The 24768-nt window shown below is 65.0% G+C and carries 21 protein-coding genes; 17 read left to right on the plus strand and 4 right to left on the minus strand.

Features of this window, described 5'->3' with window-relative positions; translation table 11 throughout:
- Positions 1-56 precede the first annotated feature (56 nt).
- Genes ABE493_RS11175 through ABE493_RS11195 form a run of 5 tightly spaced genes read left to right on the plus strand, consistent with a single transcriptional unit; the run spans position 57 to position 6849 of the window.
- Positions 57-1415 (plus strand): MmgE/PrpD family protein, encoded by a 1359-nt coding sequence (locus ABE493_RS11175; RefSeq protein WP_346498989.1) that lies wholly within the window; start codon positions 57-59, stop codon positions 1413-1415.
- Entirely contained in the window at positions 1415-2806 is a 1392-nt protein-coding gene (locus ABE493_RS11180; protein ID WP_346498990.1) for an MmgE/PrpD family protein, read from the plus strand. Before ABE493_RS11175 ends, ABE493_RS11180 begins: the two co-directional genes overlap by 1 nt.
- On the plus strand, positions 2803-4200 hold the full coding sequence (locus tag ABE493_RS11185; RefSeq protein ID WP_346498991.1) for a phenylacetate--CoA ligase family protein: 1398 nt from the start codon (positions 2803-2805) through the stop codon (positions 4198-4200). The genes ABE493_RS11180 and ABE493_RS11185 overlap by 4 nt, the downstream gene beginning before the upstream one ends.
- A 10-nt stretch (positions 4201-4210) precedes the next feature.
- On the plus strand, positions 4211-5608 hold the full coding sequence (locus tag ABE493_RS11190; protein WP_346498992.1) for an amidase: 1398 nt from the start codon (positions 4211-4213) through the stop codon (positions 5606-5608).
- Positions 5605-6849 carry a CaiB/BaiF CoA transferase family protein gene (locus ABE493_RS11195; RefSeq protein ID WP_346498993.1) on the plus strand — a complete coding sequence of 415 codons (1245 nt, stop codon included), beginning with the start codon at positions 5605-5607 and terminating at the stop codon, positions 6847-6849. Before ABE493_RS11190 ends, ABE493_RS11195 begins: the two co-directional genes overlap by 4 nt.
- A 343-nt stretch (positions 6850-7192) precedes the next feature.
- Here ABE493_RS11195 and trmL read toward each other — a convergent pair whose 3' ends face one another.
- Positions 7193-7672: a tRNA (uridine(34)/cytosine(34)/5-carboxymethylaminomethyluridine(34)-2'-O)-methyltransferase TrmL gene (gene trmL, locus ABE493_RS11200; RefSeq protein WP_057627589.1), complete on the minus strand. Its 480-nt coding sequence runs from the start codon at positions 7670-7672 to the stop codon at positions 7193-7195.
- Between the two features lie 37 nt (positions 7673-7709).
- Complete coding sequence (locus ABE493_RS11205) at positions 7710-8114, minus strand: hypothetical protein (protein WP_346498994.1); 405 nt, start codon at positions 8112-8114, stop codon at positions 7710-7712.
- 352 nt (positions 8115-8466) lie between these two features.
- Here ABE493_RS11205 and ABE493_RS11210 point away from each other — a divergent pair, with 352 nt between their 5' ends.
- The 5 genes from ABE493_RS11210 to ABE493_RS11230 all read left to right on the plus strand — a co-directional run bounded on the left by ABE493_RS11210 (position 8467) and on the right by ABE493_RS11230 (position 15400).
- Entirely contained in the window at positions 8467-11322 is a 2856-nt protein-coding gene (locus tag ABE493_RS11210; RefSeq protein WP_346498995.1) for a M16 family metallopeptidase, read from the plus strand.
- A 601-nt stretch (positions 11323-11923) separates the two neighbouring features.
- On the plus strand, positions 11924-12241 hold the full coding sequence (locus ABE493_RS11215; RefSeq protein WP_346498996.1) for a DUF4156 domain-containing protein: 318 nt from the start codon (positions 11924-11926) through the stop codon (positions 12239-12241).
- A 122-nt stretch (positions 12242-12363) separates the two neighbouring features.
- A complete protein-coding gene (locus tag ABE493_RS11220; RefSeq protein WP_346498997.1) occupies positions 12364-13380 on the plus strand; it encodes a 3-oxoacyl-ACP synthase III in 1017 nt (338 codons plus the stop codon).
- Positions 13381-13587: 207 nt separating this feature from the next.
- Positions 13588-14481, plus strand: a complete 894-nt coding sequence (locus ABE493_RS11225) for an alpha/beta fold hydrolase (protein WP_346498998.1) — start codon at positions 13588-13590, stop codon at positions 14479-14481.
- Positions 14482-14710: 229 nt separating this feature from the next.
- The gene (locus ABE493_RS11230; protein WP_346498999.1) at positions 14711-15400 is read left to right on the plus strand and encodes a phospholipase D-like domain-containing protein; all 690 of its coding nucleotides are present in this window, start codon (positions 14711-14713) and stop codon (positions 15398-15400) included.
- A gap of 56 nt (positions 15401-15456) precedes the next feature.
- On the opposite strand, the gene ABE493_RS11235 is transcribed toward ABE493_RS11230, so the two are convergent.
- Positions 15457-15888 carry a YkgJ family cysteine cluster protein gene (locus tag ABE493_RS11235; RefSeq protein WP_346499000.1) on the minus strand — a complete coding sequence of 144 codons (432 nt, stop codon included), beginning with the start codon at positions 15886-15888 and terminating at the stop codon, positions 15457-15459.
- Positions 15889-15992: 104 nt separating this feature from the next.
- Here ABE493_RS11235 and oleC point away from each other — a divergent pair, with 104 nt between their 5' ends.
- From oleC to ABE493_RS11255, 4 genes are all read left to right on the plus strand, one after another.
- Positions 15993-17636, plus strand: coding sequence for an olefin beta-lactone synthetase (gene oleC, locus ABE493_RS11240; protein ID WP_346499001.1), 1644 nt, complete (start codon positions 15993-15995; stop codon positions 17634-17636).
- 274 nt (positions 17637-17910) lie between these two features.
- Positions 17911-18297, plus strand: a complete 387-nt coding sequence (locus tag ABE493_RS11245; protein WP_346499002.1) for an endonuclease domain-containing protein — start codon at positions 17911-17913, stop codon at positions 18295-18297.
- A gap of 333 nt (positions 18298-18630) precedes the next feature.
- Entirely contained in the window at positions 18631-19617 is a 987-nt protein-coding gene (gene oleD, locus ABE493_RS11250; RefSeq protein WP_346499003.1) for a 2-alkyl-3-oxoalkanoate reductase, read from the plus strand.
- 102 nt (positions 19618-19719) lie between these two features.
- Positions 19720-19875 carry a DUF1328 domain-containing protein gene (locus ABE493_RS11255; protein ID WP_065868112.1) on the plus strand — a complete coding sequence of 52 codons (156 nt, stop codon included), beginning with the start codon at positions 19720-19722 and terminating at the stop codon, positions 19873-19875.
- Positions 19876-19952: 77 nt separating this feature from the next.
- Here ABE493_RS11255 and ddlA read toward each other — a convergent pair whose 3' ends face one another.
- Positions 19953-21056, minus strand: coding sequence for a D-alanine--D-alanine ligase (gene ddlA, locus ABE493_RS11260; RefSeq protein ID WP_346499004.1), 1104 nt, complete (start codon positions 21054-21056; stop codon positions 19953-19955).
- A gap of 361 nt (positions 21057-21417) precedes the next feature.
- On the opposite strand from ddlA, the gene ABE493_RS11265 reads away from it, so the two are divergent.
- The 3 genes from ABE493_RS11265 to ABE493_RS11275 are packed head-to-tail and all read left to right on the plus strand — an operon-like array spanning position 21418 to position 24478.
- On the plus strand, positions 21418-22068 hold the full coding sequence (locus ABE493_RS11265; RefSeq protein WP_346499005.1) for a ubiquinone biosynthesis accessory factor UbiJ: 651 nt from the start codon (positions 21418-21420) through the stop codon (positions 22066-22068).
- Positions 22065-23732, plus strand: coding sequence for a ubiquinone biosynthesis regulatory protein kinase UbiB (gene ubiB, locus ABE493_RS11270; RefSeq protein ID WP_346499006.1), 1668 nt, complete (start codon positions 22065-22067; stop codon positions 23730-23732). Before ABE493_RS11265 ends, ubiB begins: the two co-directional genes overlap by 4 nt.
- On the plus strand, positions 23729-24478 hold the full coding sequence (locus ABE493_RS11275) for a pseudouridine synthase (protein WP_346499007.1): 750 nt from the start codon (positions 23729-23731) through the stop codon (positions 24476-24478). Before ubiB ends, ABE493_RS11275 begins: the two co-directional genes overlap by 4 nt.
- Positions 24479-24768 lie beyond the last annotated feature (290 nt).

Below are 24768 nucleotides of genomic sequence, written 5' to 3' on the forward strand. Positions count from 1 at the left end.
TGTTCCCACCACCCCGAACCCGCTGTTGCGGGCCTGCACCGAGACTTCATCGCGCGATGACCCTGCCTGCCGCCAGCCTTACCGAACAGCTTGCCCAGCGCCTGCAACGGCCGGTGGATGACGCCGCCCGGCGACGCGCGGCGCTGCTGCTGGTGGATTGGCTGGGCTGCGCCTTGGCTGCGCTGCGCTATCCCATCGCCAACCAGCTGCGCACGCTGGTGCAGGCGCAGGCCAGTGGCCCGGTTGTCGCCTTGGGCGCGGGCCGGCGCACCGCCGCCGACGCCCTGCTGCTCAATGCCGCGCTCGGCAACGTGCTGGAAATGGACGATGTGCACCGTGGCGCCATCCTGCATCCCGGCCCGGTGGTCATCCCGGTGGCGCTGGCGGCAGCGCAAGCCGAAGGCGCCGATGCAACCGAACTGCTGGACGCCATCGTGCGCGGCTATGAAGCCACCATCCGCGTGGGCCGCGCCCTGGGCAAGGCGCATTACCGCTATTGGCATCCCACCTCCACGGCTGGCGCGTTTGGCGCGGCCGCAGCGGCGGCATCGGTGCTGCGCCTGCCGGCCGAGTCGCTGGCCGATGCCTTGGGCAATGCCGGCAGCCGCACCGGTGGCCTGTGGCAGATGCGCCACGAGCCGGTGCCGACCAAATCGCTGCACAACGCCGAAGCCGCACGCAGTGGCTGGCTGGCGGCGCAACTGGCGCTGGCTGGCATGCGTGGGCCGCGCAGGATACTGGAAGGTGAGCAGGGCCTGTTTGCCGCCACCGCGCCGGATGCCGTGCCGGAACTGGTGATTGCCGAGGAAGCTGACTGGCTGATCCACAGCACCAGCCTCAAGCCGTGGCCGGCATGCCGGCATGCGCACCCGGCGATCGACGCGATGCTTGATGTTTTGGCGCAACTGGGTGCCGGCGAGCAGGCGCAGATACAACACATCGAAGTGCGCAGCTATGCCGAGGCGCTGCGCTTCTGCGACCGCGTGCAGCCGCAGACCGAGCTGGAAGCCAAATTCAGCCTGCAGCACGCTCTCGCTTCGATCCTGGTGCACGGCCGCCCACAGCTGGCCCATTACACAACCGAAGCCTGCAGCGATGCCGAACTGACGCCGTGGCGGCAGCGCATCCAGCTGATTGAGGATGCGGCCTGCAGCCAACGTTTTCCTGTGCATTACGGGGCCAGCGTGCGCCTGCTGCTGGCCGATGGCCGCAGTGTGCAGGCCGAGCGCATCGACGCCTGGGGCGACCCGGAATGCCCGATGTCGGCCGACGATGTGCTGGCCAAGGCAATGGCCCTTGCCCACTGGGGTGGCGTATCCGCCGGCCTGGCGCAACCCCTCTTTGGGCAGGTGCAGGCGCTGGCCGATGGCGGCAGTCTGGACGCCCTGAACTCGATGTTGGCGCGGGTGGCGTGATGCGATTTACCGAAGCCTTGTTGCAGCATGCAGGCACGCTGCGTTTTGAAGACCTGTCCGCCGAGGCCGTCGCCGCAACGCGCGTATTCGTGATGGATTCGGCCGCGGTAGGTATTTCCGGCTCCGGTCCGCAGGTGCCGCTGACCCAGGTAGTCCGTCGCAGCGCTGCCAGTTACGGCAGCGGCAATGCTGCGCGCGCCTGGGTGACCGGCGAAGCGCTGCCTGCCGCCAGCGCGGCCATGGTCAACGGCTATCAGATCCACAGCCAGGAATTTGATTGCGTACACATGCCGGCGGTGGTGCATCCGCTGGCGGTCATTCAATCGGCGGTGTTTGCCGCCGCCGAACAACGAGCCAACATTGACGGCCTGCCGGTCGATGGCAAGGCGCTGATCACCGCGCTCAACGTGGCGGTTGATGTGGCCACGCTGATTGGTATCAGTGGCCGCGCGCCGATGCATTTTTTCCGCCCTTCGATGTGCGGCGCGCTGGGTGCGGCGGCCGGTATCGCGCACCTACACGGTGCCGATGAAGAGCTGCTGCGCCGCGTGCTCGGCCTGACATACAGCCACCTGTCCGGCACCATGCAGGCGCATGTGGAAGGCTCGCCCACGTTGGCGCTGCAGGTTGCCTTGAACGCCCGCGCCGCAGTGAGCTGCTGGGAGCTGGCACGCAATGGTTTCCCGGCGCCGCGTGACATGCTGGAAGGCCCGTTCGGCTATCTGCCCTTGATCGAAGGCGCGTTCGATACCGGCCCATCGCTGCAGAAACTGGCCGCGCGTGAAGCGCAGATCCTCACAGTCAGCCACAAGGTATTCCCCACCGGCGGCGCCGCGCATGCCGCGCAGGACATGCTGATGGAGCTGCGTCAGCAGCACGGTTTGAACCTGGACAACGTCGCCAGCATCGAAGTGCAGGCGCCGCCGCTGGTGCGCCGCCTGGTTGGCCGCAGCTACCAGCCGGCGATGGAAACCAGCTATGCGCGGCTATGCCTGCCGTTCCTGCTCGGCACCGTGCTGCTGGATGGCAAGGTCGGGCTGTCAGCGTATGCACCGGAAAAACTTGCCGATGCGCGCCTGGCCGCATTTGCCACGCAGGTCAGCCTGGTGCCGAACGACTGCGAAGATCCCAATGCGCTGGTGCCGCAGTCGATGACGGTAACCCTGCGCGATGGCCGCGTGCTGCACAACCAGCGCGACGCTGCCATCGGTTCACCGCAACGGCCGCTGTCGCGTGCCCAGCAACTGGAAAAGTTCCACCACTGCCTTGATCACGCCGCGCGTCCGTTCGATGCCGGCCACCGTGATGCCCTGATCTCCCACTTCGACCAACTGCAGGACATCGACGATGTCAGGCAGCTGGTCGGCCTGCTGATTGTCGAGACCCCATGACCTACGCCACTTATTTCGAATCCTTCGATGTCAAGGAGCTGCTCAAGCAGTTCCCGCTGGACCAGGCCTTCACCGACAAGTTCAAGAACATCAGCCGCGAGGAACTGCGCGCCGAGCAGAACGCGATGTTCCTGCGCTGCGTGGCACGTGCGTGGCAGATACCGTTCTACCAGCGCCTGTGGGGCAATGCTGGCATCACGCCGGAAGATATCCAGAGCCTGGACGACATCACCAAGCTGCCGGTTTTCGGCAAGCACGAGATCATGGCCTCGGTGGAAGCCAATCCACCGCTGGGCGATTTCCACGGTTGGCAGGACGGCACCGAAGCCGGCAACAAGCCGCTGGTGTTCCACACCACCTCCGGCACCACCGGCCGCCCGCAGCCGCTGGTGTTCTCGCCGCATTCGCGCGAAGTGCAGAGCCTGCTGCTGGCGCGCCTGTACCGCTGGCAGGGCATGCAGCCCGGCGACGTGGTGCACTCGGTGTATGGGCACGGAATGATCAACGGCGGCCACTACGTGCGCGAGGCCATCACCCATTACACCCAGGCCCTGTTCTGCTCGGCCGGCACCGGCATCGAGATGCGCTCGGCGCAGCAGGTGCAGCTGATGAAGAGCATGGGCACCAATGTGATTGTGGGCTTCGCCGATTACATCAAGAAGCTGGCCGATGTGGCCCGTGAGAACGGGCTGGTGCCTGGCAAGGACATCCCGGTGCGGATGATCTGTGGCCACCTCGGCCGAGAATCGCGCGAGACCCTGTCCGCTGCCTGGGGCGGCGTCGAGCTGTACGACTGGTACGGCGTGGGCGATACCGGCGCGATTGCCGGCCAGGGCCCGGACCAGGACGGCCTGTACCTGATGGAAGACGCGCAGTACGTGGAAATCCTCGACGTCGACAGCGGCGAACTGGTGGCCGATGGCGGCACCGGCGACATGGTGGTCACCTGCCTGTACAAGGACGACATCTACCCGATCATCCGCTTCAACACCCACGACGTGACCCGCGTGCTGACCACGCCCTCGTCACTGGGCATGAACCTGCGCCGCATCGAGGGCTTCCTCGGCCGCAGCGACAACATGGTCAAGATCCGCGGCATCAACGTGTTTCCGCAGGCGATGGCACCGGTGCTGGAAGAGCACGCCTCGTTCGCCGGTGAGTTCATCTGCGTGGCCAGCCGTGATGAAGGCGGCCGCGATGATCTGGCCGTGCACGTCGAAACCCGTGGCGCGCTGGATGACGCACAGCTGGCGGCGGAGTTTGCCGCCTTGCTGCGCCAGCGTCTGGGTGTTGAGATGAGCATCGTGCTGGCCGCGCCGGGTGCGCTGGCTGCGCTGACCGGTATCGAGGTACGGCAGAAGCCGGTACGTCTGATCGACAAACGTTTCGCTTGAGGAAGACCGCGTGAGCAAGGCCGATGCGCAGTTGTTGAGCTTGGATCTGACGGCGCAGGCGGCCTTGTTGGCGGCCAATGAAGTCAGCTGTACGGAATTGATCGAGCAGCAGCTGGCGGCCATCGCCGCCAGCCAGGCGCAGATCAACAGCTACATCCACGTCGATGCGGAAGGGGCATTGGCGGCGGCCGCGCTGTCCGAGCAGCGCCGCCAGCGTGGCGTCGCACGCCCGCTGGAAGGCCTGCCGATCGCGGTCAAGGACAATATCGACGTGGCCGGCATGGTCACCACCGCCGGCATGGAAACCCGCCGTCACGATGCTCCGGCGGCCGCCGACAACCCGGCCGTGGCTGCCTTGCGTGCGGCCGGTGCGGTGATCGTCGGCAAGCTCAACATGCACGAAGCGGCGATGGGCGCGGACAACGACAATCCGTTCTACGGCGCCTGCCATAACCCGCACCGGCACGGTTACACGCCGGGCGGTTCCAGCGGCGGCAGCGGCGCGGCGGTGGCTGCCGGGCTGTGTTCGGCGGCGCTGGGCACCGACACCATGGGCTCGGTGCGTATTCCTGCAAGTTACTGCGGCGTGGTCGGGCTCAAGCCGAGCTGGGGCGCGATCAGCACGCGCGGCAGCGTCGCCCTGTGCCGGCGGCTGGATCACATCGGCCCGCTGACCCGTTCGGCGCGCGACTTGCGTCTGCTGCTGCAGCTGATGACCGGCTTCGATCCGGACTGTGCGCAATCGCGTGCCATCCACTACGCCGCACCCGATGCTGGCCACCTGCGTATTGGCGTGATTGATTTTGGTGATGCCGCCGACGTGGCTGCGGATGTGCAGGCCGCTTTCGAGGAAGGCCTGCGCGTATTGGCAAGCCTTGGCCATCGCCTGCAGCCCATGCCTGCGCCCGCATTTGCCTCGGCCCGCGCTCGACGCGCCGGCCTGTTGATGAGCGAGGCGGAGATGCTGATCGAACATGCCGACGCCTGGGCCGGCGACCGCAGCAAGTTCTCGCCGCTGCTGGTCAAGCTGATGTCCTGGGCCGAAGGCCGCAGCGCCGCCGAACTGGCTGCTGCCTCGCAATTGGCGGACCGTGGCCAGGTACAGCTGCAGCAGTGGCTGGCGCAGTGCGACGTGCTGGTGATGCCGACCGCACCGCAACGTGCGTTCGCCTTCGGCCAACCCGCACCGGCCAGCCAGGCCGACCTCACCGCCTACGCCAACCTGGCCGGCAACCCGGCCTTGTCGGTACCGCTGCCGGTGGCCGCCAACGAACTGCCCGCTGGCATGCAGCTGGTCGGCAAGATCGGCGATGAGCTGAGCCTGATCGCCTTGGCGGAAGCCTTCCAGCACGCCATCGCCTGGAAGCCTGCATTACCTGAAGCCTGCAACAGCTGGTGGCCGCGATGAAGCTGCTCGATGGGGTTCGTGTGCTGGACCTGTCACGCATCCTGGCCGGTCCCTGGGCCACCCAGGTGCTGGCCGATTTCGGCGCCGATGTGATCAAGGTCGAGCGCCCGGGCGTGGGCGATGACACCCGCAGCTGGGGGCCGCCGTATCTGAAGGATGCTGCCAGCAATGACAGCAGCGAGTCGGCGTATTACCTGTGCGCCAACCGCGGCAAACGCTCGGTGGCGATCGATTTCACCACGGGCGAAGGCCAGGCCTTGCTGCGCGAGCTGGTGATGCATTGCGATGTGCTGGTGGAGAACTACAAGGTTGGCGGCCTGAAGAAATACGGGCTGGATTTCGCCAGCCTGCAGGCGATCAATCCCAAGCTGGTGTATTGCTCGATCACCGGCTACGGCCAGGACGGGCCTTACGCGCAGCGCGCCGGCTACGACGCTGCCATCCAGGCCATCGGCGGTTTGATGAGCGTCACCGGCGAGCCCGATGGCGCGCCCGGTGCCGGCCCGCAGAAAGTGGGTGTGGCTGCGACCGATCTGATGACCGGCATGTATGCGGCCACCGCCATCCTGGCCGCGCTGCGCCATGCCGAACGAACCGGAGTGGGCCAGCAGATCGATCTGGCGCTGCTCGACACCCAGATTGCCTGGCTGGCCAATCAGGCCTCCAATTATCTGGTGGGCGGCGTGGTGCCGACCCGTCAGGGCACCGCGCACCCGAATATCGTGCCTTACCAGGTGATGCCGGCGGCGGATGGTTATTTCATGCTGGCCGTTGGCAATGACGGGCAGTTCGCGCGTTTGTGCGAGGTGATTGGCGAGCCAGAGCTGGCGCTCGATCCGCGTTATGTAACCAACAACGCACGGGTTGCGAACCGCGAGGTCTTGGTGCCGCACCTGCAACAGGTACTGGGCACGCGGCCGGCGGCTGAGTGGCTGGCGGCGCTGGAGCAGGCAGTGGTACCGGCCAATCCGGTCAATCGCATCGATCAGGTATTTGCCGACCCGCAGGTGCAGGCGCGTGGTCTGCGCATCGAGCTGCCGCATGCCGGCGGCGGAAACGTACCGATGGTGCGCAATCCGCTGAAGTTCTCGGCAACGCCGTTGCGCTATGAGCAGGCGGCGCCGGTGCTGGGGCAGCACACCGCTGAGGTGTTGGGAGAGGTGCTTGCCCTGGATGATGAGCGGCTGCGGGTGTTGCGGGAATTGGGTGTGGTTGGGTTTGCGGCAGAAGCTAAAAGCTAGAAGCTGAAAGCGTTACCCCTCCCCAACCCTCCCCTTGGCTGCGCCAAAGGGAGGGAGCGAAGCGGATCGCGATGATCTGACAGATTGCAGGCTCGCGCCCCTTCCCTTTGGCGCAGCCAAGGGGAGGGAGCAAAGCGGAAAGCAGTCACGCTCCGCGGCGTAGTTGGTAGTGCCGAGCCATGCTCGGCAGGGGCATTACAGTTGCACCATCAAACCTGTGGGAGCGGCGTGAGCCGCGAAGCTCGCAGCACCGAGATCACCAGCACACCAGCAACCGGACAGATCCATAGCTTCGCGGCTGACGCCGCTCCCACAAAACACACAAAAGCACACTCACCCGAATTCACGCACCGCCAGGAAAACCCTGCTGCCGCCACGCTTCATACACCACCACGGCGACCGAGTTGGACAGGTTCAAACTGCGGTTGTTGGGTTGCATCGGCAGGCGCAGGCGGTGGCCATCGGGCAGCGAGTCGAGCAGATCCTGCGGCAGGCCACGGGTTTCCGGGCCGAACAGGAAGGCGTCGCCATCGGCGAACTGCACGGTGTCATAGCGGACGCTGGAGCGGGTACTCAAGGCAAACAACCGCTTGGGTGCAATGCGCGCCAAGGCGGTCTCCAGGTCCGGATGGACCTGCATCTGTGCGTACTCGTGATAGTCCAGGCCGGCGCGCTTGAGCTGCTTGTCACTGAGGTCGAAACCTAGCGGTTCGATCAGGTGCAGTCGCGCGCCGGTGTTGGCGCAGAGCCGGATCACATTGCCGGTGTTCGGCGGGATCTCGGGCTGGTAAAGCACTACATCGAAAACAGGGGCAGAAGTCATCGGCGCAGTTTACGCCGGGTGTTGCGTCAAGGCTGGCTTAGTTCGAAACCAGCCCCTGCGCGACGACCTTGCCGATGGCTTCAGCAGCGGCTTCGGCAGCCATGGCCTGCACCTGCTCCACGTCCGGGCGAACGGTGATGGCCGGCAGCGAGACCATCCAGTGGCCGGCACGGGTGCCGATGGCGACCGGGGTGGCCGAGGCCAGCTGGCTGGCGGTCTGTTCGGCCATCAGCTCGACGATCTGGCCAACGGTCGGGCGGACCTGCACGACAGCCAGGGTCGGGATGTTGCTGTTGGCTTCGTGCTCGGCCTGCACCAGCTGATCAGCGGAAGGGCGAACCTGCACGGTTTCCAGGGTGACGATATCCGAGGCCTGGACCGAAGAAACAAAGCCGGCGCTGGCGACGAGGGCGAGGGCAATGGCGAGAGACTTGGCGTTCATGGCGGGACCTGTTTGGTGTGTGTGGTCAGTGGTGTGGTAGTAAGGTAGTACAGTGAATTTCGAAGTGCAAGAACTTTTTTGCTTTTTCTTTGTCTGTTCAGCATTCAGTCATTTATCGTCTGAGTGGATCTTGCTGCGAGTAATAGGCAGCAGGATGCGTGCCAATCGCATGTGGCTGATAAATATGGCTTTTCATTCTTTGCAATGTGTCCGCTGTCCGGACACCTGGCCTGCTGGCACTGACCGGACGGACACGGACGCTCTTGTATGCCTACCCATGACGCATGGCGTATGCCGTTGTGACGGCGCCCGGTTAGGATCAGCGTTCACCTTCATACCCAAGGGAAATGGAATGAACGCAGCTATGCCCCGTACCGCCTTGTTGACCCTGGCCTTGAGTGCCGCCCTCGGCGGATTCGTCGGCGTGCCGCTGGTTGCGGAGGCCAAGCCGGCCGCCGCCGCCGCGTCGGTGGACATCCCGTATGAAGAGTTCACTCTGCCCAACGGCCTGCGCGTGGTGGTGCACACCGACCGCAAGGCGCCGATCGTGGCGGTGAACATCTGGTATCACGTTGGTGCCAAGGACGAACCGGCCGGTCGCACCGGCTTCGCGCATCTGTTTGAACACCTGATGTTCCAGCGCAGCGAAAACCACAGCGGCGAATTCTTCGAACCCTTCAAGCAGGTCGGTGCCACCGACCAGAACGGCACCACCAATACCGACCGCACCAATTATTTCCAGAACGTGCCGACCACCGCGTTGGACATGGCGCTGTGGATGGAATCGGATCGCATGGGCCATCTGGTTGGCGCCATCGATCAGGCCGCCCTGGATGAGCAGCGCGGTGTGGTGCAGAACGAGAAGCGTCAGGGCGAGAACCAGCCCTACGGCCAGGTCTGGGACAAACTGACCCGCGCGATGTATCCGGCAGGTCACCCGTACCATCACGGTGTGATCGGCTCGATGAACGATCTCAACGCCGCCTCGCTGGACGACGTCAAGACCTGGTTCCAGACCTGGTACGGCCCGAACAATGCGGTGCTGGTGCTGGCCGGTGACATCGATGTGGCCACCGCCAAGGAAAAGGCCGCCAAGTACTTCGGTGATATTCCGGCTGGCCCGAGCATGGCGCAGCCGGCGGTGAACGTTGGCCAGCGTGCAGCCAGCACCCGCGAAGTAATGAGCGACAAGGTGCCGCAGGCGCGCATCTACCGCGCCTGGAACGTCGCCCAGGTGGGCACCACCGATATCGACCAGCTGGACCTGTTCTCCTATGTGCTGGGCGGTGCCAAGTCCTCGCGTCTGGACCAGCGCCTGCTTCACAACGACAAGCTGGTGGACAACATCAGCGCGATGACCGATGCCTCGCAGCTGGGTTCCAACTTCCTGATCATCGCCACGGTCAAGCAGGGCGTGGATCCGGCCAGGGTGGAAAAGGCCATCGACGAGGAACTGAAGCGACTGATCGCCGAAGGCCCGACTGCCGATGAACTCGAACGCGCCAAGGTGCAGTCGCGTGCCGGTTTCGTGCGCGGCATCGAGCGCATCGGCGGCTTCGGTGGCAAGGCCGACGCGCTGGCCCAGTGCGCCGTCTACGAAGGCAACCCGGGTTGCTTCCGCACCTCGCTGGCCAATGTGGATGCCGCCACCGCCGCGGACGTAAAGGCCGCCGGTGCCAAATGGCTGGGCGTGGGCGACCACACCATCGTGGTGGAGCCGGGCGAGCGCGTCGCGCTGGCCGAGCTGCCCTCGGTCAAGCCGGCGCCGTTCAACGTGCCGGCCGTGGACCCCAAGTTCACCACGCTGCCAAGCCAGGTGGACCGCAGTGCCGGTGTGCCCAAGACCACCAGCTTCCCCGAACTGAAGTTCCCGCAGCTGCAGCGCGCCACGCTGAAGAACGGCACCAAGGTAGTGCTGGCCGAGCGCCACGACATTCCGGTGGTGCAGTTCAGCTATGAGTTCCCGGGTGGCTTCACCGCCGACCAGGGCCGCAAGTCCGGTACCGCCAACTTCACCATGGGCATGCTGGACGAAGGCGCAGGCCAGCTCGGCTCGCTGGCGTTTGCCGATGCGGTTGAACGCCTGGGCGCCAGCGTCAATGCCGGCGCGTCGCTGGATGGTTCCAGCGTGTACCTGTCGGCACTGAAGGAAAACCTCGCACCGTCGCTGGCGCTGTATGCCGACGTGGTGCGTGCCCCGCGCTTCGACCAGAACGAGATCGACCGCATCAAGGCCACCTGGATCGCCGGCATCCAGCAGGAGAAGGCACAGCCCAACGCAGTGGCGATGCGCGTGCTGCCGCCGCTGCTGTACGGCGCCGGTCACCCGTATGCGATTCCGTTCACCGGCAGCGGCAACGAAGCGGCGATCCAGTCGCTGACCCGCGAAGACCTGACCTCTTTCCACAAGCAGTGGGTACGTCCGGAAGGTGCCACCCTGATCGTGGTGGGCGACACCACCTTGAAGGACATCGTGCCGCTGCTGGAACGCAGCTTCGGTGACTGGAAGGGCGAGGGCGCCGCACCCAAGGTGCAGGCCCCGAACACTGTCGACCGTCCGCAGACGGCACGTGTGTTCCTGATCGACCAGCCGGGCGCGGTGCAGGCCAACCTGTTTGCCGGTGAGGTAGCGCCGTCGACGATGGACCCGGGCACCACCCGTTTCGACATCGCCAATGGCGTGCTGGGTGGCGACTTCACCTCGCGTCTGAACATGAACCTGCGTGAGGACAAGCATTGGTCCTACGGCGCGCGTTCGTCGGCCTCCAATGCCCTGGGCCAGCGCCCGTGGATGGCGGTAGCACCGGTGCAGATCGACAAGACCGGTGAGGCGATGAAGGAAATGAACGCCGAGATCAGCCAGTTCGCCAGCGGCCAGCGTCCGCCCACCGACGCCGAAGTCAGCCGCATCCGCAACATCCAGACGCTGAGCCTGCCCGGTGCCTACGAAACCGCATCGGCGGTGATGAGCACCATCGGCGGCATCGTGCGTTATGGCCGCCCGGACGACTACGTGTTCAAGCGCAAGGCCGAGATCGAAGCGATGACCCCGGCGCAGGTTGCCGAAGCGGCCAAGACCCTGGATCCGTCCAAGCTGACCTGGGTAGTGGTAGGCGACCTGAAGCAGACCGAAGCCCCGGTGCGCGCGCTGAAGCTGGGCGAAGTGACCGTGATCGACGCCGACGGCAAGCCGGTGGAGAAGAAGTAAGCGGTAGGGCGCAGCCCACCGCTTCCGCTTAAGCCCCTCTCCCGCATGCGGGGTAAGAGGGGCAGCTTGCGAACCATCGGTTCGCTGCCCATCGAACGCCCTGGCGCCAGCGCAAGGGCCGGGGCGCGGAGCGGGGGTTGGGGTGAGGGCAGTTTTTCGCTGGTAAAGCCTCTGCCGAGCATGGCTCGGCACTACGCCTTTGCCCCCTCCCTTTCGCGCAGCGAAGGGGAGGGCTGGGGAGGGGTAGTTTTGTCTTTAGCCCCTCTCCCGTTTACGGGGTAAGAGGGGCAGCTCGCGAACCATCGGTTCGCTGCCCATCGAACGCCCTTGCGCCAGCGCAAGGGCAGGGGCGCGGAGCGGGGGTTGGGGTGAGGGCAGTTTTTCGCTGGTAAAGCCCTTGCCGAGCATGGCTCGGCACTACGTTTTCGCCCCCTCCCTTTCGCGTAGCGAAGGGGAGGGTTGGGGAGGGGTGGTTTTTGCTGCCAAATCCCCCGCCAAACATGGCCCACCACCACCATTTGTGCCCATCCCAAACCTTGGGATCACCACCTGTTCATCCTTTCCCGGCACAATCCGTGCTGATCTTCACAAGGAATAGTCCATGCGCGTTCTGCTTCTGTCCGCCCTGATCGCCAGCACCGCCGCCTGCACCTGGGTGCCGATTGAATCCGGCGGCAAGGCCGTACGTGTACTGCCCGCCGGTCCGGTAGCCCCGGGCTGCGTGACCAAGGGCGAGATCGTGGTGTCGGTGAAGAACAAGGTCGGCTTCTACAACCGCAACCCGCTGCGCGTGCAGGAAGAACTGGAAACCCTGGCCCGCAACGAGGCCCCCAGTGCCGGGGCCAATGCCGTGCAGGCCAGCGGCCTGCCGGCCGACGGCAGCCAACGCTTTGCCGCCTTCCAGTGCCCGCCACGCTGAGGTTTCAGCCTGTCTTACGGTCCCGGCGGCTCCATACGCCGGGCCGCCGATTTGTAAAGATGCGGTAAAAAGGCGCAGGGGCTAGAATAGCGACCCCTTCGCCTGAGTCTTGGCGCTTTCTGATGCCTTTTAAAAACGTCTCGATCGCGGGACTGGCGCATATTGATGCGCCGCATACGCTGACCTCAAAGGAAATCAACGAGCGGCTCCAGCCCACGCTGGAACGCCTGGGCATTCGTGCCGACGTGCTTGGCGATATCGCCGGCATCCATGCGCGCCGCCTTTGGGACCAGGGTACTCAGGCCTCGGACGTCGCCACGCTGGCAGGCCGCAAGGCGCTGGAAGATGCCGGCATCACCGCCGATATGGTTGGCCTGTTGATCAACACCTCCGTCAGCCGTGATTACCTGGAGCCGTCCACCGCTTCGATCGTGTCCGGCAACCTGGGCATCGGCGAAGAGTGCGTCACCTTCGACATCGCCAACGCCTGCCTTGCCTTCATCAATGGCATGGACATGGCGGCGTTGATGTTGGAGCGCGGCGACATCGACTATGCCTTGATCGTCGACGGCGAAACCTCCAACCTGGTCTATGAAAAGACCCTGGAGCGCATGATGTCCCCGGACATCACCGCCCAGCAGATGCGTGACGAAGTCGCCGCGCTGACCACCGGTTCCGGTGCGGCAGCAATGGTGATGGCACGCTCGGAACTGGTGCCGGACGCGCCGCGTTACCGTGGCGGCGTGACCCGTGCAGCCAACCAGTGGAACAAGCTGTGCGTGGGCAACCTGGACCGCATGGTCACCGACACCCGCATGCTGCTGATCGAAGGCATCAAGCTGGCCACCAAGACCTTTGAAGCCACGCGCGTCGCGCTGGGCTGGGCGGTGGATGAGATCGACCAGTTCGTGATCCACCAGGTCAGCCAGCCGCATACCAATGCCTTCATCAAGGCCTTCGGCATCGACCCGAAGAAGGTGATGACCATCTTTGGTGAGCACGGCAACATCGGCCCGGCTTCGGTCCCGATCGTGCTGAGCAAGCTGCGTCAGCTGGGCAAGCTCAAGAAGGGCGACCGTGTCGCGCTGATGGGCATTGGTTCTGGCCTGAACTGCACGATGGCCGAGGTGGTCTGGTAAGTTCCGGCCTGGCCGCGAACTTTCAGATTGCATGCTTTTCCTTCTCCCGTTGCGGGAGAAGGTGCCCAAAAGGCGGAAGAGGGACGCGTGCGCAACACGCATGCGCCTGGGGTTGGAGCGCTTGTTCAAGCTCCTCCACTCCGGCCAACCCTCTCCCCAACCCCTCTCCCGACGGGCGAGGGGCTTAGCAGCCGCAGGTGCACCCCGATGAACAAACTCCCCGGTTACCCCAGCAAGACCCACCGTTTCGAAGTCCGTCCGGGTTTGTCGATGAACTACATCGATGAAGGCCCGCGCGATGGCGAAGTGGTGGTGATGTTGCACGGCAATCCGTCATGGAGCTATCTGTGGCGGCACCTGGTCAACGGCCTCAGCGACAAGTACCGCTGTATCGTGCCGGACCACATCGGCATGGGCCTGTCCGACAAGCCTGATGACAGCCGCTACGAGTACACGCTGCAGTCGCGCGTGGACGATCTGGATGCGCTGCTCAAGCACCTGGGCATCACCGGCCCGGTGACGCTGGCGGTACACGATTGGGGCGGCATGATCGGCTTCGGCTGGGCCTTGTCGCACCACGCGCAGGTCAAGCGCCTGGTCATCACCAATACCGCTTCGTTCCCGCTGCCGCCGGAAAAGCCGATGCCGTGGCAGATCGCCATGGGCCGGCACTGGAAGCCGGGCGAATGGTTCATCCGCACCTTCAATGCATTCTCGTCCGGCGCCTCGTGGCTGGGCGTGAGCCGGCGCATGCCGGCCGATGTGCGGCGCGCCTATGTGTCCCCGTACAACAACTGGGCCAACCGCATCTCCACCATCCGCTTCATGCAGGACATTCCGCTGTCGCCGGCCGACAAGGCCTGGTCGCTGCTGGAGCGTGCGGCGGCTGCTTTGCCGAGCTTCGCTGACCGCCCGGTGTACATCGCCTGGGGCCTGCGCGACATCTGCTTCGACCATCACTTCCTGGCCGGCTTCAAGAAGGCGCTGCCGCAGGCGGAAGTGACGGCGTTCGAAGACGCCAACCACTATGTGCTGGAAGACAAGCACGAAGTCATCGTGCCGGCAGTGCGCGACTTCCTGGAGCGCAACCCGCTGGGTTGAGGCTTTAGCTTCCTCCCATTGCCGAAGGCAAGGGGGTGAAGAAGGCCAGTTTGCGCGCCACTGGCGCGCGGCCTGATGAACGACCGAAGGCTGTGCCTTCGGGCCGGACGGGCTGGGAGGGGTGAGCTTTTGTGGCCTCTCTCATTCCACCAGCTTCGCGGCTCACGCCGCTCCTACAGACACTCGCAGGTGTGCGAAGCTCTGTGCTTCTTTGCACAGGGAGTGAAGGATGGATTTCGACAGTCTGGACCGTCAGCTGCGTGACAGTGCGCAAGACTTTGCGTTGAGCAACGAAGAGCGCTCGGCGCTACGCGAGCTCGGCGCGGAACTTTCGCCGGACCGCCTGCGTTTCCTGCGCAACCGCGCCTTCGACATCGCCCGCGAACAGATCGGCGCCGATCCCGCCGAAGCGCTGCCAATGCTGAAGTGGGTTGAGCAGGTGGTGCGCACCCTGGACGTCAACGCCGGCCCGGTCGAGACCCTGACCAGTACCTATTTCTCGCCCGGCGATGCCTGCATGCAGCGCCTGCGCGCCTTGTGCGCCGGGGCCAAAAAGACGATGGATATCTGTGTGTTCACCATCTCCGACGACCGTCTCAGCAGCGTCATTCTGGACGCGCACAAACGCGGCGTGGTGGTGCGTATCATCAGCGACAACGACAAGGTCTACGACGACGGCAACGACATCCGCCGCCTGCACGATGCGGATATCCCGGTGCGCGTGGACCATAGCGAATACCACATGCACCACAAGTTCGCGCTGTTCGACGGCAAGCTGCTGGCCAATGGCAGCTTCAACTGGACCCGCACCGCGACCGAGCACAACGATGAGAATCTGGTGGTCAGCAATGACCGCAACCTCGTGCGCAGCTTCGCGCAGCAGTTCGAGGTGCTGTGGGGGCGTTACAAGGCGCTTTGAGGCAGCGCTGCCGGCTGCTCCCGCCGGGATGGGAACAAGCCAGGCAGCCGAGCGGCTTACGCCGCAATCGGCGTATTCGGCGGTGAGGCCGGGCTGTTGCCGTTGTCGTCGGGATGATCGTCATCGTTGTCGGCATCGTCGCGCCAACGCCAATCGGCCAGGGTCAGTGCCGGCATGCCATGGGCAATACGGGCGCGGTCGCACTGCGAGCTGGCCTTGCCGTACTCCCACGACGCGTCCACTTCACGGCACACGCTGGGCCGGTTGGGGTGGATGGTGCAGCGCGAATACACGCCGATCTCCGAATCCAGCGCCACGCAGCGGATCGGGTCCGAATAGGTGCCCTGCATGCACAGCCGGTGCGGATCCAGTTGCTGGGTCAGCTGGTGGGGCACACCGCCTTCGGTGACTTCGTCCGATTCCATCCAATGGAAGGCAACGCGGTATTGGGTGCAGCAGGCGCCGCAGGTCAGGCAGGGATGGGGCATGGGAGACCGGCCTTGGCGGCAGGAATAGGACAAAAGGAAGGTGGGAAATTTTCCACGCTGCGGGCCGGCGCGCAAGATTTTTCTGCATTGGCGACAATAGGTAGATGAACGAAACCTGCAATATCGCCGCGCGCCTGCCCGAGCTGGCGCGTGAACGGCCCGACCAGATCGCCATCCGCTGCCCGGGCAAGCCCGCCGCCAATGGCATGGCCGCCTACGACGTGACCCTGGATTACCGCACGCTGGACGCCCGCAGCGACGCCATTGCCGCCGGTCTGGCGGCCAATGGCATCGGTCATGGCGTGCGTGCGGTGGTGATGGTGCGGCCGGGCCCGGAGTTCTTCCTGCTGATGTTTGCGCTGTTCAAGATCGGCGCGGTGCCGGTGCTGGTCGACCCCGGCATTGATAAGCGCGCGCTGAAGCAGTGCCTGGACGAAGCCCAGCCGCAGGCCTTCATCGGCATCCCCTTGGCGCAGTTCGCGCGGGTGCTGCTGGGCTGGGCCAAGTCGGCCAGGGTCAAGGTCACCGTTGGCCGGCGCTGGGGCTGGGGCGGTATCACCTTGGCGAAGGTCGAGGCCGACGGCGCGGGTGCGGGTAGCCAATTGGCTGCAACAGCCCCGGATGACACGGCCGCGATCCTGTTCACCAGCGGCTCCACCGGCGTGCCGAAGGGCGTGGTCTACCGCCACCGCCATTTCGTCGGCCAGGTCGAACTGCTGCGCAACGCTTTCGGCATGCAGCCCGGCGGCATCGACCTGCCAACCTTCCCGCCATTCGCCCTGTTCGATCCGGCGCTTGGGCTGACCTCGGTAATCCCGGACATGGACCCGACCCGGCCCGGCAGCGCTGATCCACGCAAGCTGCACGACGCCATTGCCCGCTTTGGCGTGACCCAGCTGTTTGGGTCGCCGGCACTGATGCGGGTGCTGGCCGAGCATGGCCAGCCGCTGCCGACGGTGACCCGCGCCACGTCGGCCGGTGCACCGGTTCCGCCGCAGATTGTCTCCAAGATCCGTTCGTTGATGCCGGCCGAGGGCCAGTTCTGGACCCCGTATGGCGCAACCGAATGCCTGCCGGTGGCAGTGATCGAAGGCCGCGAGCTGGTCGATACGCGGGAAGCGACCGAGGCCGGTGCTGGCACCTGCGTCGGCCGCGTGGTCGCACCGAACCAAGTGCGCATCATCGCCATCACCGATGCGCCGATTGCTGACTGGAGTGGTGCGCGCGAGCTACCTGCCGGAGAGGTGGGCGAGATCACCGTAGTCGGCCCAACCACGACCGACAGCTATTTCAACCGCCCGCAGGCAACGGCCGCCGCCAAGATCCGCGAACTGCTGGCCGATGGCAGCGAACGCATCGTGCATCGCATGGGCGACGTGGGTTGGTTCGACGAGCAAGGGCGGTTGTGGTTCTGCGGGCGCAAGACCCACCGCGTCGAGACGGCCGCCGGGCCGCTTTATACCGAACAGGTGGAGCCGGTGTTCAACACCGTTGCCGGGGTGCGCCGTACTGCGCTGGTCGGCGTGGGTGAGCCGGAGAATCAGCAGCCGGTGCTGTGCTATGAGCTGCTGCCGGATCAGCATTTCCAGCAGGTGGAAGCGCAATTGCGGGCGTTGGCATTGCAGCGTCCCGAGCTGGTTGGGATTGAACATTTCCTGCGACATCCGGGCTTCCCGGTGGATATCCGCCACAACGCCAAGATCGGGCGCGAGAAGCTGGCGGTATGGGCGCAGGCGCAGTTGGGCTGAAGCTGAGGGTTTGAAGCTGAAGGCTTGAAGGAGGAGCACCCCTCCCAACCCTCCCCTTCGCTGCGCGAAAGGGAGGGCTAAAGCCGGGCCGCTCGAAGGTTTCGCAGCGCTGCAGCTGTTGCCCCCTCCCTTGCGCCGAAGGCGGAGGGGAGGGTTGGGGAGGGGTAAAGCGCAGTGCTGTTTGAGCCGAACGACAGCACGCCCCCCGCCATTCCCTGACTGGCTTCCAGTAACTGCAATCGCAGGCTTTCCGTACCGAAGACGGAGAGCCGTAATGGACAAGCTGCGAAAACGCGCAAGAGCCCTGCGCAACACGCCCACCGATGCAGAAGACCGCCTGTGGCAGCAGCTGCGGCGGCGTCAATTGGCAGGCTTTCGCTTCCGTAGACAGATGCCCTTGGCTGGCTACATTGCCGACTTCGTTTGTCTGGAGGCGAATCTAGTTGTCGAGTTGGATGGCGGGCAGCATCTTGAGCAGGTTGCCTATGACCAGCGGCGGACCGAGGTGCTGCGGGGGTTGGGCTTCCGGGTGCTGCGCTATTGGAATGACGAGGTTCTGCAGCGGATGCCGGCTGTTCTGGAGGATGTTTTGCGGGCTTTGGCGCAGGGTGAAGAGCACCCCTCCCAACCCTCCCCTTCGCTGCGCGAAAGGGAGGGCTAAAGCCTGGCTGCTCCACGTCCTCGCGGTCCTGCAGCTGCTGCCCCCTCCCTTGCGCCGAAGGCGAAGGGGAGGGCCGGGGAGGGGTGCTTTGCTCCCTCCCTTTCGCGCAGCGAAGGGGAGGGTTGGGGAGGGGTGCTCTCGCTCCCTCCTTTGCGCGCAGCGAAGGGGAGGGCTGGGGAGGGGTAAGGCACCGCCCTGCCATCACTAGCAAACCACCTGCCGGCCAGTGCTGCGATACTGGGCGCTTGGGCTGCACGGGGATTGTGCGCCGCCTTCATCTGCTTCCGTTGCGCGGGTTGCGCGGCGGCGGCCCTGCAGCAGAGCGATCAAACAATGAAGATTCTGGTTACCGGTGGTGGTGGTTTTCTTGGTCAGGCCCTGTGCCGTGGCCTGGTCGAACGCGGCCATCAGGTGCTGAGCTTCAATCGTGGTCACTACCCGTCGCTGCAGGAGATCGGGGTTGGCCAGATCCGTGGTGATCTGGCCGATGCCAATGCCGTGCATCACGCTGCGGCAGGCGTGGATGCCATTTTCCACAATGCCGCCAAGGCCGGTGCCTGGGGCAGCTACGACAGCTACTTCCAGGCCAATGTGGTCGGCACCCGCAACGTGCTGGCGGCCTGCAAGGCGCATGGCATCGGGCGGCTGGTCTATACCTCCACGCCCAGCGTCACCCATCGTGCCACCCATCCGGTCGAAGGATTGGGCGCGGACCAGGTGCCTTACGGTGAGGACTTCCAGGCGCCGTATGCCGCCACCAAAACCATCGCCGAGCAGGAAGTGCTGGCCGCCAATGGCGCTGATCTGGCAACCATCGCTCTGCGCCCGCGTCTGATCTGGGGGCCGGGCGACAACCAGCTGGTGCCGCGGCTGGCAGAGCGCGCCCGCGCCGGCCGGCTGCGCTTTGTCGGTGATGGCAGCAACAAGGTCGATACCACGTTCATCGACAATGCCGCGCAGGCGCACTTCGATGCTTTCGATCATCTGGTGGTGGGCGCGGCATGTGCAGGCAAGGCCTACTTCATCTCCAACGGCGAGCCGCTGCCGATGCGCGAGCTGCTCAACCGGCTGCTTGCCGCCGTTGGCGCGCCGGCAGTGGAGAAATCGATCTCGTTCAAGACCGCCTACCGCATCGGCTCGGTCTGCGAAAAGTTGTGGCCGTTGCTGCGACTGTCCGGCGAACCGCCGATGACCCGCTTCCTCGCCGAGCAGCTGTGCACGCCGCATTGGTACTCGATGGAGCCGGCACGGCGCGACTTCGGCTATGTGCCCAGGGTTTCAATCGAGGAAGGGCTGCGGCGGCTGGCAGCGGCAAACTGAATATAGTGGGGTGATCGTCATGTGGTGCTCACGCACCCATCACTGCATCACTACTGGCGATTGCAGAGGATGGAACCCTGTTTCCAACCGAGGACCAGCCACATGCTGCATTACGCCGTCGTTTTCTTCGTCATCGCCATCATTGCTGCCGTACTAGGCTTCAGTGGCATTGCCGGTGCGGCCAGCAATATTGCATGGATCCTGTTCGTCGTATTCCTGATCCTTGCGGTGATCTCGCTGTTCCGCAAAAAAGGCTAGTCATACGCCAGGCTTGAAGTGAAACGGCCCGCATCCTCATCGAGGGTGCGGGCCGTTTCGTTTGGCGTTGCGCTTGCTCAGGCCGAGGCGCTGATCGAGCTGCGCAGATTTTTGTCGGCAGCGTGACGTTCCAGCGCCAGCTCGATCAGACGCGTGATCAACGCGGTATAGCCCAGTCCGCTTGCGCCCCACAGCTTGGGATACATGCTGATCTTGGTGAAGCCGGGCAGGGTGTTCAGTTCGTTGATGACGACCTCGCCGCTGGCGGTGAGGAATACGTCCACCCGCGCCATGCCGATGCAGTCCAGCGCCTGGTAGGCGCGCACCGCGATATCGCGGATGCGCTGCTGCGCCTGCGCACCGATATCGGCCGGGATCACCGTCTCCGCACCGCTGGCACTGATGTACTTGGTGTCGTAGGCGTAGAAATCGTCATGCACCACCACTTCGCCGCAGACGCTGGCTTCGGGCACGTCATTGCCGAGCACCGCGCACTCGATCTCGCGGCCGACAATCGCCGATTCCACCAGCACCTTGTGGTCGAACGACAAGGCCAACGCCATCGCGGTGGCGAATTCTTCGGCGTTGCGTACCTTGCTCACGCCCACCGAGGAGCCCTGGTTGGCCGGCTTGACGAACAGCGGCAGGCCCAGCGTCGCCACCAGCGCGTCGTAGTCGGCGCCTGCAGCGGTGACATGGTTGAAGCAGGCAAACGGTGCCACCGACAGGCCTGCATCACGCAGCAGGCGCTTGGCCATGTCCTTGTCCATCGCCGCCGCCGCACCAAGTACGCCGGGGCCGGCGAACGGCAGGTTGAGCGTGCGCAAGAGGCCTTGCAGGGTGCCGTCTTCGCCCAGTGTGCCGTGGACGATGGGGAACACCACGTCCAGCTGCGGTACGTCGCGGCCATCGGCGGCCAGCAACTGGCCACGTTCGGCGCCGGGCAGCACCGACAGCACCGGCCCGGAGGTATCCAGCGCGATGCGCTTGGGATCATCAGCATTGAGCAGGAAACCGGCGCTATCGCACAGATGCCACAGGCCCTGCTTGTCCACGCCAACAAGGCTGACGTCGAAACGCTCCTTGTCCAATGCATCGAGGATGTTCTTCGCCGACTGCAGCGAGACCTCGTGCTCGGCCGAACGACCGCCGAAGATGATGCCAACCCGGGTCTTGCCCATTGCCTGTGTGCTCCTGCCGCTGTGTTGAAGGGGTACGCATAGCATGAACTCAAAGACGGTAATGGGGAATCGCGGATCGGGCGGGTGAAGCCGCCGCGGCAGCAGCCAGCGATTGCCACAGCGTGGCGCTCTGTGCAGGGCATTGCTGACCGGCAAACGTGGCGGGCTACATGAACAAAGCCTGTGGCGGTGACGTAGCCCGGCCAAGCGCAGCGCCCCCGGGGCTGTTGGCCGATAGCCTGAAAGAACGGCATATTCCTGCTCCCGGGTGCGCTGCGCTTACCCGGGCTAAGGCGCCGGGTACGCTGAAACATCGTGCTTGTCAGGCTCCCAATCCCGGCCCTCCGGTAGAATGCCCGGCATGCCTGCATCCCCCCTCAAGATGATCAAGCCGCTGGCCGGCCGTGCGCTGGAAGTGGCCTTGAACCGCGCCCTGGCGCTGGACCCGGACACCCGTACCGCGTTGGCCGCACTCGATGGCCAGCGCATCGCCCTGACCCTGGAATCGCCATCGCTGGCGATGCAGATCGGGGTCGCCGGCGAGCGCCTGACCGTGGGCCCGGTGGACCCGTCGCTGGAACCGGACCTGGCGGTGCGCAGCACCCTGGGCGGGGTACTGGCGCAGCTGCCATTCCTGGCGAACGCGCGCCGCAGCAACAGCGCGCCGGCCGGGCGGGTAAAGGTATCCGGCGATGCCGAGCTGGCGCGCCGCCTGCAGCAGCTGGCCACCCGTTTTGATCCGGACTGGCAGCAACCTTTTGTCAAAGCCTTTGGCGAGATTCTCGGCGTGCAGATCGCACAGACCCTGCGCGCGGCCTTGTTGCAGGCCCGCCGCAGCGCCAAGGACCTGGCCGAGACCGCCGCCGAATACGTTACCGAGGAATCACGTGATGTCGTTGCCCGTGCCGAGCTGGACGCCTTCCATGACGATGTGGACGTGATCCGCGATGACGTCGAACGCATGGCCGCGCGCATCGCGCGCCTGCGTCAGCGCGCCGGAGGTGCCGCATGAAGCTGGTCCGCGCCATGTTCCGCGCCAGCCGCATTGGCCGGGTGATCCTGCGTTACCGCCTGGATGATCTGCTCGATGACACCCCGGTCGAACGTTGGCTGAGTGTTGCCAAGCCATTCGTGCCGCGCGCCAGTGCCGATATCGCCTCGCAGTCGCGTGGTGCGCGGCTGCGTCTGGCGCTGCAGGAGCTGGGCCCGATCTTCGTCAAGTTCGGGCAGATCCTGTCCACCCGCCGCGACCTGGTGCCGCCGGATGTCGCCGCCGAGCTGACCCTGCTGCAGGACCGGGTCAAGCCGTTCGACGGCGAACGCGCGCTGCAGATCGTCGAGCAGGCGCTGGGCCTGCCGATCACCGAAGCCTTCACCAGCTTCGACACCACGCCGCTGGCCTCGGCCTCGATCGCGCAGGTGCATGCGGCGACGTTGGAAGATGGCCGCCAGGTAGTCGTCAAGGTGCTGCGCCCGGATATCGAGAAGCAGATCGCCGGTGACATCGCCCTGCTCAAGTCGCTGGCTGCATTGGTCGAGCGCACCCATCCGCGCGCCGACAAGATCCGCCCGCGCGAAGTGGTGGCCGAGATCGAAACCACGCTGGCCGCCGAGCTGGACCTGCAGCGCGAAGGCGCCAACGCCAGCGTGCTGCGTCGCTTCTGGGAAAACTCCGACGATCTGTACGTACCGGAAGTGATCTGGAGCCACACCGCCGAACGCGCACTCACGCTGGAGCGGGTATGGGGCATTCCGTCCGACGACATCGTCGCCCTGGACAAGGCCGGCATCAACCGCAAGGCGTTGGCGGCCAAGGGCGTGCGCGTGTTCTACACGCAGGTATTCCGCGACAACTTCTTCCACGCCGATGCGCATGCCGGCAACATCTGGGTCGACATCGATCCGGCACGCCGCGACAACCCGCGCTTCATCGCGCTGGATTTCGGCATCATGGGCCAGCTGTCGGAAGAGGATCAGTTCTATCTGGCCGAAAACTTCATGGCCATCTTCAATCGCGATTACCGCCGCATCGCCGAACTGCATCTGCAGGCGCAGTGGATGCCGAATACGGTGCGTATCGATGAACTGGAAGCGGCCGTGCGTGCGGTCTGCGAACCGTACTTCACCCGCCCGCTGTCGCAGATATCGCTGGCCGAAGTGCTGATGAAGCTGTTCCGCACCGCCCAGCGCTACCAGCTGACCCTGCAGCCGCAGCTGATCCTGCTGCAGAAGACGCTGCTGAACATCGAAGGCGTGGGCCGCCAGCTCGACCCCAACCTGGATATCTGGGAAGTTGCCAAGCCCGTGCTGGAACGCATCCTGCGCGAACGCTACAGCCCGCGCCGCGCGCTGAAGGAGCTGCGCAAGCGCCTGCCGGAAATCATGACCCAAGCCCCGGACATGCCGGCGCTTCTGCACAGCTGGCTGCGCCAGCAGGTGGAAGGCAAGCATGAGCTGGCGATGCGTTCGCAGGACATCGTCAATCTGGACGGCACGCTGCAGCGCATGCAGCGGCGCATGGTGACCGCAGTCGCCGGTGCCGGTCTGATGGTGGTTTCGGCCTTGTTATACGGCCTGAAGGCTGGCGGCCCGCAGTTCGCGGCCATTCCGCTGTGGTCGTGGGTGACCGGTGTGGTGGGTGTGATCGCGGTGGCATCGGCGTGGTTGCGTCGATGAGTGATGTGATTGAAGAAGTGGCAGTGGCGCCGGTTGTGTTTGAACCGCTGCCGCTGTTGTACGAAGACCAGTGGTTGGCGGTGGTCAACAAGCCCGCCGGTTTGATGGTCCACGACAGCAAGCTGGCGCGTGGCGAGGATGATTTCCTGGCTGATCGTCTGCGCGAGCAATTGGGCAAGCCGATCTTCCTGATTCATCGTCTGGATCGTGCCACCAGCGGCTGCCTGCTATTGGCCTTCGATCGCGAAAGCGCCAGTGTGCTTGGCAAGACGTTGATGAGCGGCGAGGTGGAGAAGGATTACCTCGCGGTGTGTCGCGGCTGGCCGGCCGAGGACGCCTTCACCGTTGATCACGACCTGGATGGCGGCCCCGGCAAACCGGTCAAGAAGCAGGCCATCACCCACTTCCAGAAACTGCTGGAAGGCGAGCTGCCGATTCCCTCGGCGGGCTTCCCGACTTCGCGTTATGCGTTGTTGCGCTGCCAGCCGCAGACCGGGCGTTTCCGGCAGATCCGCAGGCACCTCAAGCACATGTTCCATCACATGATTGGCGACACCAGCCACGGTGATGGCCGGCACAACCGCACGTTCCGCATGCAGGGCGTACACCGCATGCTGCTGCACGCCGAGCGCCTGGCCTTCCCGCACCCGCAGGACGGCCGCCGCATCGAAGTACGCGCCCCGCTGGACCGCGAATTCCAGAAAGCAATGGACCTGTTCGGCTGGAAGCTGCCAGACCTGCTGTAACGCCGGGCAAGCGCGACCAACGTAGTGCCGAGCCATGCTCGGCAGGGCAGCCAGTGTAGTGCCGAGCCATGCTCGGCAGGGCATTCTCAGTGCAGCATCAGCATTTGTGGGAGCGGCGTAAGCCGCGAAGCTAATGGACCGGTAAATTGCGGGCATGCCGGTGATTCCAGCAATGTCGGCTTCGCGGCTTACGCCGCTCCCACAGGGGCCGGATGGGGTCGCTCGGCCAGGCCCGAGCCCCGCAAGGGGAGGGACAACCCCAGCGCCGCCAACGCGTGTTTATGATCGGC

Origin of the sequence: Stenotrophomonas terrae, assembly GCF_039674165.1 — a bacterium.
Classification (GTDB): domain Bacteria; phylum Pseudomonadota; class Gammaproteobacteria; order Xanthomonadales; family Xanthomonadaceae; genus Stenotrophomonas; species Stenotrophomonas terrae_A.